The sequence below is a fragment of the Yersinia rochesterensis genome (genome assembly GCF_003600645.1).
Taxonomy (GTDB): domain Bacteria; phylum Pseudomonadota; class Gammaproteobacteria; order Enterobacterales; family Enterobacteriaceae; genus Yersinia; species Yersinia rochesterensis.
Map to the genome: position 1 here is coordinate 2,085,322 of NZ_CP032482.1, position 16,163 is coordinate 2,101,484.

Consider the following 16,163-nt stretch of genomic DNA (forward strand, 5'->3'; position numbering starts at 1 on the left):
GATCGGAACTATTCGGGATAATTTGATTGATTATAAAATAGAAACACTATGAGGAGATGGTGGTGGGGGAAGGATTCGAACCTTCGAAGTCGATGACGGCAGATTTACAGTCTGCTCCCTTTGGCCGCTCGGGAACCCCACCACTGATTTCGTGGTTTAATGAATGATACTTGGCCGTGCTATTCCTTTGAAGACTCTCATCTTTCCCTTAAGTGCTTATCTGAACTCTTGATGCTGAATCAGCTTGCTGTTTAAGGTTAAAAATGGTGGTGGGGGAAGGATTCGAACCTTCGAAGTCGATGACGGCAGATTTACAGTCTGCTCCCTTTGGCCGCTCGGGAACCCCACCACTGGCCTATCTGCTTAACAATACTGTCTTGGTAAGCGGGGCGCATCATATCAAATGAAGCGCCGCTGTAAAGACTTGAAATGAAAAAAATAATTCGTTCGATGTTTTTTTGTCCGTGACGATGATTATATGGACAAAAAATATCGATTTATTGTGTATTTACAAAATAACAGTTCGGTTACCGTAAACAAAAACCCGCTGTGCTAATACACGATAGAGCGCCCGGCTCAATACGTTTTTCTCGACATCACGCCCGGCACGCATCATATCTTCTGCGGTATATGAGTGATCAACATGAATCACATCCTGCATAATAATTGGGCCTTCATCCAAGCTGTCATTGACATAATGCGCTGTAGCACCAATGATTTTCACACCTCGCTCGTAAGCTTGATGGTAAGGACGTGCACCAATAAAGGCAGGTAAAAAAGAGTGATGAATATTAATAATCTGATATGGGAAGCGCTGCACAAAAGCGGGTGTCAACACGCGCATATATTTTGCTAATACAACATAATCTGGCTGGTATTGTTCTATTTGTTCAATCAACAGTTGATCATGCTGGTCACGGGTCAAACCTTCATGGCTAATAAGATGGAACGGAATATCAAAACGCTCGACCAAATGCTGTAATTCACTATGGTTGCCAATGACGGCAGCAATCTCAACATCCAGACCGCCGTAAGCGCTTTTCATTAATAAGTCACCCAGGCAATGTGCTTCTTTGGTGACCATAATGACAATGCGACGACGCCCAGCAGTATGCAGCTCGCGATTAGTCCCTTCCGGTAATGCGTCGTCCAGATCGGCGAGCAAGGTGGTATCGTTAAAAATACCTTCAAGCTCTGTACGCATGAAAAAGCGACCCGTCAGATGATCGACGAACTCATTATTTTGCACGATATTGAGTTGGTGTTTGTAGCAAATATTAGTGATTTTTGCGATTAAACCTTTGGCATCAGGGCAAATGGTGCGTAACACTTTCTTTTGTACATTCTGGTGTGGCATAAGGTGGTAAATCCTGTCTTAACATGACTTGATGTTATGTAATTGTTTGATGTTACGGCCAATAAGAGACCGATCTTACTGTTAGCGCCCGCAGCATTTCTTATGTTTTTTCCCCGAGCCACAAGGGCATGCATCATTTCTACCCACAGATGGCCGGATTCCGTCAATATAGTACCAGTGTTCATTTATGCGAAGGAAGCGAGAACGTTCATGCATGGAGCTTATCTGGGTACTATTTGTATCAGTATTGTTTGTATCGGTATTGTTTGTATCAGAAAAACGAGCGATAAACTCAACAAATGCTTCATCATCACGATCACTCTCGATTTCAGCAATGACAGTTAATCCGTGCCATGTCGTATTATTAAAACTTTGAATTATTCCATCACGCCATTTTTGCGCATTGCAGTCGGGATGCCAAGTATTGACCAGATAATCCACATTCTTTTTCACGTAGGCGCTATAGCGGGAACGCATCAATATCGCCGGGTTAACCGCAACTAGAGTACCTAGAATATAAGGTTCACAACATTCTTGATATTCAAGTGTACTGCCGCAAGGACACTGTTCTGACAAAATTTCTCCAAAATAATCAATATGCCGTGATCACCGCGAGTTACTCATTAACGGCAGATCAGCACAAGCAAAGCCGAGCTGTTGCGAATAGGGGGTATCTTACCTAATCATGTGTTGAGGTTCAAAGCTGATAGCCTCGTAAGAGACCGAGTGTAATCATAAGTTTTGTGACTTAACTCACAAAAATACTTGACCGCCGTTTCATTTTGGATTAACTTTACAACTGTGATGTGTATCACATAAAAATAAAGATATGACTGGAGCTAGCCATGAAACTGATTAACAAAGTTATCGCAATGTTCGAAAAAATGAATGTCTCATTCGGTACTATTAACGGTTAATTATTTCGTTATTAATATATTAGTCTTCATAATATTCTGGACGAAACTCGGTTCATAGGTGATGGTTCTGAGCTTATTGCAGACAGACCATAAAGTAACAATGCACTGTGCATGACCTGTTTCTCGTGTTTGTTTTTATCAGATGATATTTCGCCTGTTGAGCGCGTGATCCTGAATATTAACTCTAAATAGCTACCATTAAGGTGGCTATTTTGCTTTTTATCTTCTGTTGATGATAATAAAATTAAAAGAATATAATTAATAAATTAGTTGTATGTCCTTCATATATGTTTCTTATGTTTTACTCATTGATTGGGGTATAACTTTTTCACCATAAATATACTCAATGGATCATAGGCATAATGGCCGAGTTGAGTTGTCAATTCAAAACCTAGCCGTTGATATAAGCATATTGCTTCAGGCTGGAATACTCCCGTTTCAAGATAAATTTCCTTTGTTTTTAAAGTATTAGCTTTGTCAAATAGGGCGGTTATCAGCAATGATGCAATACCGTGACCTCGGCAATCTGGCGTGACAAAAATGCGTTTAACTTCAGGGGCGCTATCCCCATGTAGTACCAGAATCGCGCATCCGACAATGCGGCCTTCCCACTTCGCGACATAAATATATGCTTTTATCTGAGCCATATGCTCTATAGGCTCCGCATGATTGTTTTCTGCGGGCTAGAGTGCAGATTGGTACGCATCTAATTGATTAATTAGTGCAACAATCTCAGAAATAAACCGATCAATTTTGCATATTTCAATATTCATCGTATGTCTTTTCGTCCCCGCGCTATATCTTAGCCATGAAATGTAAAGTATTTGTATCAAAATAGCAGAAGAATAAATATTCACTATAGTTATATAAGTAAGGCTGTGAAGTAAAAGAATAAATACCCATTTTATTCCCTAGCTACAGCAAGGTTAATATCAACTAAATTGACTATCAACGTGCAGGGTGTGAGGCGTTACATTTATTTGCTTTTTCAGGGTAGGGGATGTGCCAAAGTGATTCGAAATGGATGAAACACAATGAGAAAAAGTAAGGTTGGATTGGCACTGGGAGCTGGCGCTGCTAAAGGATGGGCACATATTGGTGTCATTAATGCACTGAAAAAGATGGGCGTAGAGATTGATGTGGTCGCTGGGTGCTCAGTTGGCTCATTAGTTGGTGCAGCTTACGCCAGTGATCACCTGGAGGTAATGGAATGCTGGGTGCGCTCATTTAAATACTGGGATGTTATCCGAATGATGGATTTTTCGTGGCGGCGTGGTGGGCTACTGCATGGGAAGCGCGTATTTAGTGTGGTAAATGAAATTATTGAAGTACAAGATATCGCCGAATGCGCATTGCCTTTCGGGTGCGTGGTAACAAATTTAACCACTGGTCGGGAGCTATGGCTTACAGAGGGGGATATCAAGCAAGCTATCAGAGCATCGTGCAGTATGCCTGGGTTATTCTCACCTGTTTTGTTAGAGGGATATTGGCTTGTTGATGGTGCAGTTGTTAATCCGGTTCCAATCTCTTTGGCCAGGGCTATGGGGGCTGATATCGTTATTGCGGTTGATTTGCAGCATGATGCACATCTTATTGCGCAAGATATATTTTCTCCACAAACACTTGAAAGCAAGCTTGCGGAGATCCCGGATAATTGGCACCGGCGCTTGAAAGCACGGATAACGAACCTAACATCTAGCCCGCCAAAGAATGCACCCAGCGCAATGGATATTATGTCTACGTCGATACAAGTATTGGAAAACCGATTGAAACGTAATCGTATGGCCGGCGATCCTCCTGATGTCCTTATTCAGCCTTATTGTCCACAAATATCAATGTTGGATTTTCACCGTGCGGATGAAGCCATTGCTGCCGGAGAATTGGCCGTGGAGAAGTGCGCGGAACAGTTATATCCCCTGATAAAGCACAGATAGCATAAGTCGGTGTCGGCAAAATAGCGCATAACAATTTCTGACAAGCACAAACAATCATTTTGAGCCACTATTACCATTAAGGTCAGTAAGAGAAGCAGTACATGGAAAAACCACTAGTAGGTAAAAATATTTTAGTCGTTGAGGACGAAACAGTTTTTCGCTCAGTCATTGCGGAATTCTTAGGTTCACTCGGCGCGACAGTGCACCAGGCGGAAAATGGACTGGTGGCTTTAGAACGATTAAAAACTCAGGTTCCTGATCTGATACTGTGCGATCTGGCTATGCCAGTGATGGGAGGGATAGAGTTTGTTGAGCGTTTACTCATTCAAGGGGTGAAAATTCCCATTCTGGTTATATCAGCAACCGATAAAATGACGGATATTGCTAAGGTTCTGCGTCTAGGTGTAAAAGACGTTTTGCTGAAGCCAATTGTCGACTTAAAACGCTTGCGAGAAACCGTATTGGCCTGCCTTTATCCTGCATTATTTACCTCCCATGCAATTGAAGAAACTGAACTTATTCAAGATTGGGAGGCGCTGCGCCAAAATCCTTATTATGCCGCTCAGTTATTAAAGCAGCTCCAACCTCCAGCACAACAAACAATTGCTCACTGCCGCATAAACTACCGGCAATTGACCATGGTTGAGAAACCGGGGTTAGTCTTGGATATTGCAGCATTGTCAGACAAAGATGTCGCTTTCTACTGCCTTGATGTTACACGGGCGGGAGATAACGGCGTTTTAGCCGCTTTATTGCTAAGGGTATTATTTAATGGGATTCTTCAAGAGCATTTAGCACATCAACAACACCGTCTACCACAGATGTCATCTTTACTCGAACAAGTTAATCAGCTCTTAAGACGTACTCATTTAGAGGGGCAATTTCCTTTGCTGATGGGCTATTACCATGTGGAGCATCAAAATTTGATACTGATTTCCGCTGGGTTACATGCCAATGTCCATGCAGGTAAACATCAGATTCAACTCAGTAATGGCGTGCCTTTAGGAACATTAAAAACAACCCATTTAAATCAAATTAGTCAGCGTTGCGCTGCATGGCAGTGCCAAATTTGGGGCGGAGGGAGTCGGTTACGGTTGATGCTGTCCGCGGATGAGCCAGCCGTGCTATGAAAACAGAATAATGAGTTTAATAAATCAATATATTGACACATTTGTTTACGACTACATCTATCTTAATATAAATGGTTCTATAACGAATCTGTGAAATAAGCCCAATATGCTTCAATCGATGTGTATAACCGAGATGTAATAATTATCGGTTGATATACTTTCTTCCTTACTTATATCTGAAAATTTTCAACCTGCTTTATTTTTACAGGCAATAAGATACGTCGCCTCAGGCTAAATTAAGGTTAGTTACTGATAATGACCTGTAGCACGCCCCTTATTGAATTTTTGACTTGAGGATAGATTGAATGAAGGTTACGGTTTTTGGTATTGGCTATGTCGGGTTAGTCCAGGCTGCTGTCCTGGCTGAAGTTGGCCATGATGTTATGTGTATAGATATTGATGAAAAGAAAGTTGCTGATCTACGAAAAGGGCATATCGCTATTTTCGAACCCGGATTAGCACCACTGGTAAAAGAGAATTATGAGAGTGGTAGACTACAATTCTCCACGGATGCAGAAGCTGGTGTAGCACATGGCACTATTCAATTTATAGCCGTTGGCACTCCTCCTGATGAAGATGGTGCCGCTGACCTAAAGTATGTGCTTGCCGTTGCCAGTACCATTGCTAAATATATGGATACTCCCAAAGTTATTATCGATAAATCTACCGTCCCTGTAGGGACTGCGGATAAAGTGCAAGAAATGATACAAACTGTTCTACAGCAACGAGGGAAGAAAATAGCATTCAATGTGGTTTCAAATCCTGAGTTTCTAAAAGAAGGGGTGGCAGTCGCTGACTGTAAACGTCCAGAACGCATCGTTATCGGCATTGATACTGATGATAACGGTGTTATCGATTTAATTAGCGAGTTATACGAGCCATTTAATCGAAATCATGACCGGATGTTAATAATGGATATTCGCAGTGCTGAACTGACGAAATATGCAGCAAACGGCATGTTGGCAACTAAGATCAGTTTTATGAATGAAATTGCTAATATCGCTGAACGTCTTGGCGCAGATATCGAAAAGGTGAGACAGGGCATTGGTTCTGACTCGCGCATTGGCTACCATTTTATTTATTCTGGCTGTGGTTATGGTGGTTCTTGTTTCCCCAAAGATATTCAGGCGTTAATTCGTACAGCCGAAAGTTGTGGTTATCAGCCTCAGTTGTTACAGGCTGTTGAGCAAATCAATAATGAGCAAAAGTTTAAATTGGTCGAATTTATTCTGCGTCACTTTAACTCACAACTGGCGGGAAAAACATTGGCTCTTTGGGGGTTAGCATTTAAACCCAATACGGATGATATGCGCGAAGCTCCGAGTCGGATTTTAATGGAGTCATTGTGGAAAGCCGGTGTGACTATTCAAGCTTATGACCCCGAGGCAATGGATGAAGCACAGCGGATTTATGGTGCCAGGGACGACTTAAAATTAATGGGTACAAAGGAGTCAGCATTACAAGGCGCTGACGCTTTGATTATTTGTACTGAATGGCAGAATTTTAGGGCGCCTGATTTTGGGATGATCAAGTCCCACCTTAAACACCCCGTTATTTTTGATGGGCGCAATTTGTACGATCCCGAGCGTCTAAATAGACAAGGTTTTACTTATTACGGGATTGGCCGTGGTGCTTCGATTAATCGTGCGCAATAAGTGGTAAAAGTGGGTTTATGTGTTGGGTACAAAATTAAAGGAGTTCTTTTTGTGTAGCCAACACTAATCCTCATCTGATTCAATAACAGTGGCTTATCGCTAAATTTATCTTATATCACAAAGGATAATGTCGATTTGGCTGTTATAGCGATTATTATATTGTTATAAATTAGCGAAGTCTTCTTATCGACTCTCATTGAGAGTGATAACAGAACGTTATTTATTGAAAATGATATGTTTAGATTGACTGTCGTTTACCGATTGGATGTAAACCGTTAGATAGGGTAATTCATTGGAGGAGTACGAGTTTTGACTCTTAAAAGAGAACGCAAAAAAATACCCCCCGTATAATAGGAGGGTATTTCTATCACAATAGTAAATTAACTATTACGACTACAGCAGGAAATCATCTAGTGATTTGCCTTCATCTTCAATGGCTTTCTTAATCACTGCTGGAGTACGGCCTTGGCCTGTCCAGGTTTTAACATCGCCATTTTCGTCTGTGTACTGATATTTAGCAGGGCGTGCAGCACGTTTTGATTTACCAGTTGCGGCTTTAGCAGCTGCAATAGTATTCAACAGTTCATTTGGATCAATACCATCTGCAATAAGCATTTCACGGTATTGCTGTAATTTACGTGTGCGTTCTTCAATTTCTGCCTGTGCTTGAGAGTCTTCTTCGCGGCGTTCATTAACGACCACTTCGAGTTTCTCCAGCATCTCTTCTAAAGTTTCAAGAGTGCATTCACGCGCTTGTGCACGCAGAGTACGGATGTTGTTAAGAATTTTTAACGCTTCGCTCATTGTCCTGGTCTCAAATTATAATTGGTGGGGGGGCGTCTGGATAATAATAGAGTGCTATTTTAATTTCTGCAATAGCCAATTTGATTAGCATACTCGAATTCACGTATTTATTAGCGAAAACTTGCTGCTTACTACTAATAAACGATGGGCACTTGTTATTATCTGAGCTGTTTTTAACGTAAATTTTCGTTTCACTCACTAATGATTTTGCTCGAGAGCATGATTTTCTCACTAAGTTATAAGTTTGCTTTATATCAATAAAGCAAAAATACGTTACTTCTCATGTTGGGATGCACAATAACTGATCACACGACAACACCGAGATATTGATATAGCCGCAACGAAATATTGAGTAAGAAAAAACATGCAGTCCAAGCTTTGTCAGGTCACGGCAATATTTGTTATCACTATTTACGAATTAATCATGAGAACACATTACCCGTATCATTAATGTACCAATCGTGCGACCTACATATCAAACACTATTGCTTTCATCTCGCGCTAATCTGGTTAATGTTCAAACAGAATACTTTTACTGTCTCAATATTGTGAAATGGGTCATGTAACCTAGCTAATAATACATAAGCATTTCCACATCAAAGCTCTGTCAACTTCATTAGTTATCTCATTACTTAATAGAAAAAACAGTAATATAGAGGAGAACCTCTGCTCCACGAAACCTTGGGATTTATGATAAACTGTGTATATGTTGTCAATGTGACCATTTATTATACTATTGGAGCTACAGGCCCATGGCTCAACTTTATTTTTATTACTCAGCAATGAATGCAGGTAAATCTACAGCGCTATTGCAGTCCTCTTATAACTACCAAGAGCGTGGTATGCGCACTCTGGTGTTTACAGCCGAGATTGATAATCGCTTTGGGGTTGGAACAGTCAGTTCGCGTATTGGTCTGTCTTCACAGGCCCTGCTTTACAATAGTGGGACATCATTATTATCTATAATCAACACCGAGCATCAGGGAAGTCCGGTCCATTGTATTTTACTCGATGAGTGCCAATTTTTGACTAAAGAGCAGGTTCAGGAATTGTGCCAGGTGGTGGATGAATTGCATATCCCTGTGCTGTGTTATGGTTTACGCACTGACTTCCTCGGTGAGTTATTCCCTGGCAGTAAATACTTATTGTCGTGGGCTGACAAATTGGTCGAGCTAAAGACAATTTGTCATTGTGGGCGTAAGGCTAATATGGTGTTACGTTTAGATGCACAGGGCCGGGCTGTTCACGATGGTGAACAAGTTGTTATCGGTGGGAATGAAAGCTACGTTTCTGTTTGCCGACGCCATTATAAAGAAGCCATCAAAGCTGCCTCCCTCTCTCAATATCCTTAACGGCCCAGAGAACACCTCACTGGCTCCTTTATTAAAGGCAGTGGGGTAGTTACTTTTTACGTTATTAACACTATATAGCACCGTACAGCTTCATTCATTGTGCTTATGCGTATGCGTATGACTCATACTCTCTAACCTCTATTTCTGACCGCGTCATAAATGACCAAGGTATTTTATTGAGTATCATTGGTGGGATGACATCGAGCTATTCATTTTTATAAGTTATTAATCCGACGATATCCCTCAGTAAATCGCATCTGGTGAGATGTGGTGAGTTTATTTGATGGGGCAGGTGAATGAGGTAAGGGCAACTATAAATCGCCGTTGTCGGGGATTTAGAAGCAATGAGTAAAGCATGGTATGCAGACTATGTATAAATTCATTGGATGAATATAAAAAGAAACCCCCAACAGATGTCGGGGGTTATATCTTTCAGTGGCTCGCCTCACCACCGGTGAGACTACACATTAAGATAGAAATTACTTCTTGGCTTTTTTCTCAGCTTTTGGGGCTGGAGCGGCTACTGCAACTTCTTCATGATCCAGCTCTTCGCTGAATTCACGGCCGTAGTAAGTATCCATCAGGATCTGTTTCAGCTCAGAGATCAGTGGGTAGCGCGGGTTAGCACCGGTACACTGGTCATCAAATGCATCTTCAGACAGTTTGTCTACTTTCGCCAGGAAGTCTGCTTCTTGCACGCCAGCTTCACGGATTGATGCTGGGATACCCAAATCAGCTTTGATTTCATCTAACCAAGTCAGCAGTTTCTGGATTTTCTGTGCGGTACGGTCGCCCGGAGCACTCAGACCCAGATGGTCTGCAATTTCAGCATAACGACGACGTGCTTGTGGGCGGTCATACTGGCTGAATGCAGTCTGTTTGGTTGGGTTGTCATTCGCGTTATAGCGGATAACGTTAGAAATCAACATGGCGTTTGCCAAGCCGTGTGGAATGTGGAACTCAGAACCCAGTTTATGGGCCATTGAGTGACAGACACCCAAGAAGGCGTTAGCAAAAGCGATACCGGCAATAGTCGCGGCGTTGTGAACACGTTCACGTGCAACCGGATTTTTTGCCCCTTCATGATAGCTGGCTGGTAAGAATTCTTTCAGCAGTTTCAGCGCTTGCAGAGCCTGGCCGTCGGAGTATTCGTTCGCCAATACAGAAACATAAGCTTCCAGAGCATGGGTCACTGCATCCAAACCACCGAACGCACACAGAGACTTAGGCATATTCATAACCAGGTTGGCATCAACGATTGCCATATCTGGAGTCAATGCATAGTCAGCCAATGGATATTTCTGGCCTGTGGCATCGTCGGTAACTACCGCGAATGGTGTAACTTCTGAACCCGTACCTGATGTGGTGGTTACGGCGATCATTTTCGCTTTCACGCCCATTTTCGGGAACTTGTAAATACGTTTACGGATATCCATAAAGCGTAATGCCAGTTCTTCGAAGTGGGTTTCTGGGTGTTCGTACATGACCCACATGATTTTCGCAGCATCCATCGGTGAACCACCACCCAGCGCGATGATCACGTCTGGTTTGAAGGAGTTCATCTGCTCTGCACCTTTGCGCACAATACTCAGGGTAGGGTCCGCTTCTACTTCGAAGAAGACTTCAGTTTCGATACCGTGAGATTTCAGTACGCTGGTGATTTGATCAGCATAACCGTTGTTGAACAGGTAGCGGTCAGTCACGATGAAGGCACGTTTTGCACCGTCAGTTGCCACTTCTTCCAACGCGATAGGCAGGGAGCCACGGCGGAAGTAAATAGATTTCGGGAGTTTATGCCACAACATGTTTTCTGCTCGCTTAGCCACAGTTTTCTTGTTGATCAAGTGTTTCGGACCGACGTTTTCAGAGATGGAGTTACCACCCCAAGAACCGCAACCCAGCGTCAGAGATGGCGCTACTTTGAAGTTATACAGGTCACCGATACCACCATGAGAGGCAGGGGTATTGATTAAGATTCGGGCGGTTTTCATTTTATCGCCGAAATACTTAACGCGCGCAGGCTGGTTATCTTGGTCTGTATACAGGCAAGAGGTATGGCCTATACCGCCCATTTCCACCAGTTTTTCTGCTTTTTCAACAGCGTCTTCAAAGCTCTTCGCACGATACATCGCCAGTGTTGGAGACAGTTTTTCGTGAGCGAATGGCTCTGATTCATCAACAACTTTAACTTCGCCGATCAGAATCTTAGTATTAGCAGGAACTTTGATGCCGGCCATTTCAGCAATTTTAGTTGCTGGCTGACCTACGATAGCCGCGTTCAGGCCACCATTTTTCAGGATGATGTCCTGAACAGCTTTCAGTTCTTTGCCCTGTAACAGGTAGCCGCCGTGGGAAGAAAAACGCTCACGAACAGCATCATAAACTGAGTCAACAACAATGATAGATTGCTCAGACGCACAAATGACGCCGTTATCAAAGGTTTTAGACATCAGAATAGAGGCAACAACACGTTTGATATCGGCTGTTTCATCAACAACAACTGGCGTGTTACCCGCACCAACACCGATAGCAGGCTTACCAGAACTGTAAGCAGCTTTAACCATGCCTGGGCCACCGGTGGCCAGAATCAAGTTAATGTCTGGGTGGTGCATCAGTTGGTTAGATAACTCAACAGTAGGGGCATCAATCCAACCAATAATATCTGCTGGCGCACCTGCGGCGATTGCGGCTTGAAGCACGATATCTGCAGCTTTATTGGTTGCGTCTTTAGCACGTGGATGTGGAGAGAATACGATACCGTTACGGGTCTTCAAGCTAATCAATGCTTTGAAGATAGCGGTAGAGGTCGGGTTGGTCGTTGGCACGATACCGCAAATCAAACCGATTGGTTCAGCGATAGTGATAGTACCAAAGGTTTTATCTTCTTCCAGAATGCCACAAGTCTTTTCATCTTTGTATGCATTATAAATGTATTCAGAAGCGAAGTGGTTTTTGATCACTTTGTCTTCCACAATACCCATGCCAGATTCTTCTACAGCCAGTTTGGCCAGAGGAATACGGGCATCTGCTGCAGCCAGAGCTGCGGCACGGAAGATTTTATCAACCTGCTCTTGAGTAAAGTTGGCATACTCGCGCTGGGCTTTCTTGACGCGTGCTACTAGCTCGTTAAGTTCAGCGACATTCGTTACAGCCATAATGCTCTCCTGATAATGTTAAACTCTTTTAGTAAATGAGCTGTTGAAGCAATGAGTATAGACAGGCTAAGCCGTGCTGTACTCTCGAATAGAGATGGTTTTTATATCTTACTTTCTCATTCTTTACCGCTGATTTACTGAAAGAGCTTTAAGTTCGCCAGGAATAAAGTGGGAGAAAAACACTCTTTTCAACCCAGATACTCCATTTCTTGCTAAAGGTTCACTCTACTACGGCTCTGAGCTTAACGATTCTTAAGACTGATTTTCGTGATTTAAATCACAAAATCCGCAAGCTGACACCATTCAGCAATTATTAGTTGAGAGTAATTATCATTAGCGTAAATAAAGTGACAATTCATGACGTTAAATCATCATTGACGCCACAGAATATTAACAATAATGATTATTTTAGACAGCGGAGATTTATCCCGCCTAAATGCGGGTTTATTCCATGGATTCCTGTGACTAATTCTATTACATTAGCGCGCACATCTACTTTGGGGTTGTCCTAAGGGTGATTTTCAGTGAAAAGAACTGTTGTCAGGGGGGTGAGCAGTGGAGGCCAGTTGCGGCGTGTGGTGGCATCATTATTTGCCCGCGAATTTTCCAAGGTTTAGCCGTAAGATGTGTTGCCTCGGGACATTAGGTATAGTGACCTGATATCTGTGATGTATTTATGAGCAATTGCGCGGAGTGATGTGTGAGTCAATCCCTGTTGGACCTTTCAGGTTACATCAAGTTTTTTGTTGGCTTATTTGCACTGGTTAACCCGGTGGGTATCTTGCCAGTATTTATCAGTATGACAAGTTATCAGGCAGCTGCGGGCCGGGATAAAACTAACCTGACAGCTAACCTGTCAGTGGCGATTATTTTATGGATCTCTCTGTTCCTTGGGGATGCCATCCTGAAAATATTTGGTATTTCTATTGATTCATTCCGTATTGCCGGGGGCATCTTGGTGGTCAGTATTGCCATGTCGATGATCAGCGGTAAACTGGGTGAAGATAAACAGAATAAACAGGAAAAAACAGAAACTGCAGTACGCGAAAGTATTGGCGTTGTCCCATTGGCATTACCATTAATGGCCGGGCCGGGGGCAATTAGTTCAACTATCGTGTGGAGTTCTCGCTATCACAGTTGGCAGAACCTGCTGGGGTTAACTGTTGCAATTGCACTGTTTGCTTTTTGTTGTTGGTTATTGTTCCGGGCTGCGCCGCTATTGGTTCGATTACTCGGTCAAACCGGCATTAACGTTATTACCCGTATTATGGGTTTACTGCTGATGGCATTGGGTATCGAATTCATTGTTACCGGTATTAAGGCTATTTTCCCAGGATTGCTTTAACCTCCTCATAAGACAACTCATCATTAAGAGGCCACGGGTTTATGACCGGTGGCTTTTTTCTTGCCATTAGCATGATATTTAAGTCCCCGCGCGTTATTTTGGTGCAAATGATGCAGGAAATTTAATCTGTTGCACTCAAATGCTGCACTAATAGATATTCTGAACAAATAATTTGGTTTAAGGCTTATTTATTCATCTTTAATAAAGGGTTGGATAACCTTCCGATTAAATTAAATACGCTATTTGTTGTTAAAATGCTCACATCATTCTGTAGGGCTTGTGCTGAATTTATCTAGATGTTATTAGTGATTAGTACGCAGTGAGTAGGTGTTTATTCTAACAATGATAAAAATGTTAACTTTATGTTTCTTATCACTGTTTTTAAACATAATTTTTGATGTGAAGTTAAAAATATTATCATTTATAACCAATTAATTCATGTGCTTATGTGTTTTCTTGGATGATAATATCCTGCATTACTACTGATACTGACTCAGTAAAAAAGAGAATTGCTTAACATTTCTGTAAAAATTATTGGCGTCAGATTTCGGGTTCTGTTAGCTTTCGGGCAACTCCCTAACGAGAGTTTTCTTGTTTTTTCAATGAAACTGAACCGTGGTTTTTATTTTTGGAATAGTTATTGCTAGTGGTTGTTGGCGGCAGATTGACGCATAACCTTGAGAAAAACATCACAAATCTCGTAAAAGGGCGGTTAGAAATGCAAATAAAGTTTAAACAGCGACCACTGGCAATAATTGGCACTATTTTGGGTTTGTCATTCTCTGCGGGATCGATGGCTGCAACCGTTCTTCCGGGCGTAGAATTAGCGTTAGATCAGAGTATTACTATTAATAATGGTTCTGAGGTTGCCTCTTTAGACCCGCATAAGGTTGAGGGAAATCCTGAAACCAATATTATTCTAAATCTATTAGAAGGGCTGGTAAGTAATGATGCTAACGGCCATATCATTCCGGCTGTTGCAAGCCATTGGGATAATAATGGTTATAAAGTCTGGACTTTCCATCTGCGCGATAATGCGGTCTGGAGTGATGGTACGCCGGTTACTGCGCAGGATTTTGTTTATAGCTGGCAGCGCCTGGCTAATCCTAAAATAGGTTCTCCTTATGCCAGTTATTTACAGTATGCCCAAATTGAGAATATTGATGCGGTGCTAAAAGGTGTCAAAAAGCCAGATGAATTAGGCGTGAAAGCATTAGATACCAAGACGTTGCAAGTCACTTTGACCGAACCCGTTCCTTATTTTATTAGTATGCTGTCACACACTTCAATGAAACCGGTTAAGCGTGATGTCGTTGAAAAATATGGCGATAAATGGACGCTTCCACAGAATTTTGTCGGTAATGGTGCCTATAAATTAAAAGACTGGGTGGTTAACGAGCGTATTGTGCTCGAACGTAGCCCGACTTATTGGAATAATAAAGACACCATCATCAATAAGGCGACTTTTCTACCCATTACTTCTGAAGTGAGTGATATCAATCGCTACCGTAGCGGTGAAATCGATATTACCAACAGCGCCATTCCCCCCAATTTGTTTGCCAAAATGAAAAAAGACCTGCCAGAGCAGGTTCATGTCAGCCCATACCTTTGTACTTTTTATTACGAGATTAATAATCAAAAAACCCCTTTCACGGATGCAAGGGTTCGAGCTGCCATTAAATTAACGCTAGATCGGGACATTATTGCGACCAAAATTATGGGGCAAGGGCAGATTCCTGCGTATGGTTTCACCCCAACATTTACCGATGGCGGTAATTTCGCTTTACCCGAGTGGGCCAGTTGGGCTCAGGAAAAACGGAATGCTGAAGCGAAGAAATTACTCGCTGAGGCCGGTTTCAATGCTGAGAATCCATTGAAGTTTAATTTGCTCTACAACACCTCAGATCAAAATAAACAACAGGCTATTGCTGCCGCCTCAATGTGGCAAAAAAATCTCGGTGCCACTGTCACTTTGCAGAATCAAGAGTGGAAAACCTCTTTAGAAAGTCGCCATCAAGGCCAATTTGATGTTGCCAGAGCAACCTGGTGCGGTGATTACAATGAGCCGACGGCATTCCTTAATATGTTGTTATCGGACAGCAGTAATAATACTTTTTTCTATAAGAATCCTGAGTTTGATGCGTTATTAGCCAAAACATTAGCGGCCCCGGATGCCAAAGTGCGCACTGCGTTATATCAACAGGCTGAAAACTTATTGGATAAAGACTCTGCCATGGTGCCAGTATACTATCGCGTCAGTGTGCGCCTAATTCGGCCAACCGTGGGCGGGTTTACGGGTAAGGATCCACAAGATTTAATAGATTTAAAAAATCTTTATATTCGTAAATTAGAGTAGTGAAAAGCGGTTAGCCGTAGGAAGTCGAGTCATAAAGTACTTAGGAAAACAAATAGGGTATTAGGGATGTATAACACAGTACGAATTTTCGTCTGATGTTAATACATATAGGGTATTACAGGGCGGATTCGTTCCCCGCGCGATGTAATTTATACATA

The 16,163-nt window shown here is 42.3% G+C and carries 11 protein-coding genes and 2 tRNA genes; 6 read left to right on the forward strand and 7 right to left on the reverse strand.

The annotated features are described in order from the left end of the window. Positions 1-57 precede the first annotated feature (57 nt). The 5 genes from DXZ79_RS09815 to DXZ79_RS09835 all read right to left on the reverse strand — a co-directional run bounded on the left by DXZ79_RS09815 (position 58) and on the right by DXZ79_RS09835 (position 2,921). Positions 58-142 (reverse strand) — tRNA-Tyr (locus DXZ79_RS09815). A 122-nt stretch (positions 143-264) separates the two neighbouring features. Beyond that, a tRNA-Tyr gene (locus tag DXZ79_RS09820) sits at positions 265-349 on the reverse strand. A 159-nt stretch (positions 350-508) separates the two neighbouring features. After that, a complete protein-coding gene (gene purU, locus DXZ79_RS09825) occupies positions 509-1,357 on the reverse strand; it encodes a formyltetrahydrofolate deformylase (RefSeq protein ID WP_038633234.1) in 849 nt (282 codons plus the stop codon). An 81-nt stretch (positions 1,358-1,438) separates the two neighbouring features. Then, positions 1,439-1,933, reverse strand: a complete 495-nt coding sequence (locus DXZ79_RS09830) for a YchJ family protein (protein ID WP_038633230.1) — start codon at positions 1,931-1,933, stop codon at positions 1,439-1,441. A gap of 646 nt (positions 1,934-2,579) precedes the next feature. Then, on the reverse strand, positions 2,580-2,921 hold the full coding sequence (locus tag DXZ79_RS09835; protein WP_038633226.1) for a GNAT family N-acetyltransferase: 342 nt from the start codon (positions 2,919-2,921) through the stop codon (positions 2,580-2,582). Between the two features lie 387 nt (positions 2,922-3,308). Between DXZ79_RS09835 and rssA the strand changes: the two genes are divergently transcribed. The 3 genes from rssA (at position 3,309) to DXZ79_RS09850 (ending at position 6,993) form a co-directional block, all read left to right on the forward strand. Beyond that, positions 3,309-4,208 carry a patatin-like phospholipase RssA gene (rssA, locus tag DXZ79_RS09840; RefSeq protein WP_038633223.1) on the forward strand — a complete coding sequence of 300 codons (900 nt, stop codon included), beginning with the start codon at positions 3,309-3,311 and terminating at the stop codon, positions 4,206-4,208. Positions 4,209-4,309: 101 nt separating this feature from the next. Beyond that, positions 4,310-5,338 carry a two-component system response regulator RssB gene (rssB, locus tag DXZ79_RS09845; RefSeq protein ID WP_038633220.1) on the forward strand — a complete coding sequence of 343 codons (1,029 nt, stop codon included), beginning with the start codon at positions 4,310-4,312 and terminating at the stop codon, positions 5,336-5,338. A 305-nt stretch (positions 5,339-5,643) separates the two neighbouring features. Continuing rightward, positions 5,644-6,993: a UDP-glucose dehydrogenase family protein gene (locus DXZ79_RS09850; protein ID WP_038633217.1), complete on the forward strand. Its 1,350-nt coding sequence runs from the start codon at positions 5,644-5,646 to the stop codon at positions 6,991-6,993. Positions 6,994-7,386: 393 nt separating this feature from the next. Here the strand turns inward: DXZ79_RS09850 and hns are convergent, their stop codons facing one another. Next, on the reverse strand, positions 7,387-7,797 hold the full coding sequence (gene hns / locus DXZ79_RS09855) for a histone-like nucleoid-structuring protein H-NS (RefSeq protein ID WP_004390904.1): 411 nt from the start codon (positions 7,795-7,797) through the stop codon (positions 7,387-7,389). A 752-nt stretch (positions 7,798-8,549) separates the two neighbouring features. Here hns and DXZ79_RS09865 point away from each other — a divergent pair. Further along, positions 8,550-9,149, forward strand: a complete 600-nt coding sequence (locus tag DXZ79_RS09865) for a thymidine kinase (protein WP_038633214.1) — start codon at positions 8,550-8,552, stop codon at positions 9,147-9,149. 479 nt (positions 9,150-9,628) lie between these two features. On the opposite strand, the gene adhE is transcribed toward DXZ79_RS09865, so the two are convergent. After that, complete coding sequence (adhE, locus tag DXZ79_RS09870; RefSeq protein ID WP_038633211.1) at positions 9,629-12,304, reverse strand: bifunctional acetaldehyde-CoA/alcohol dehydrogenase; 2,676 nt, start codon at positions 12,302-12,304, stop codon at positions 9,629-9,631. A 700-nt stretch (positions 12,305-13,004) separates the two neighbouring features. Between adhE and DXZ79_RS09875 the strand changes: the two genes are divergently transcribed. Then, positions 13,005-13,649 carry a YchE family NAAT transporter gene (locus DXZ79_RS09875; RefSeq protein WP_004708395.1) on the forward strand — a complete coding sequence of 215 codons (645 nt, stop codon included), beginning with the start codon at positions 13,005-13,007 and terminating at the stop codon, positions 13,647-13,649. Between the two features lie 718 nt (positions 13,650-14,367). Beyond that, a complete protein-coding gene (locus DXZ79_RS09880) occupies positions 14,368-16,005 on the forward strand; it encodes an ABC transporter substrate-binding protein (protein ID WP_162928740.1) in 1,638 nt (545 codons plus the stop codon). Positions 16,006-16,163: the final 158 nt, after the last annotated feature.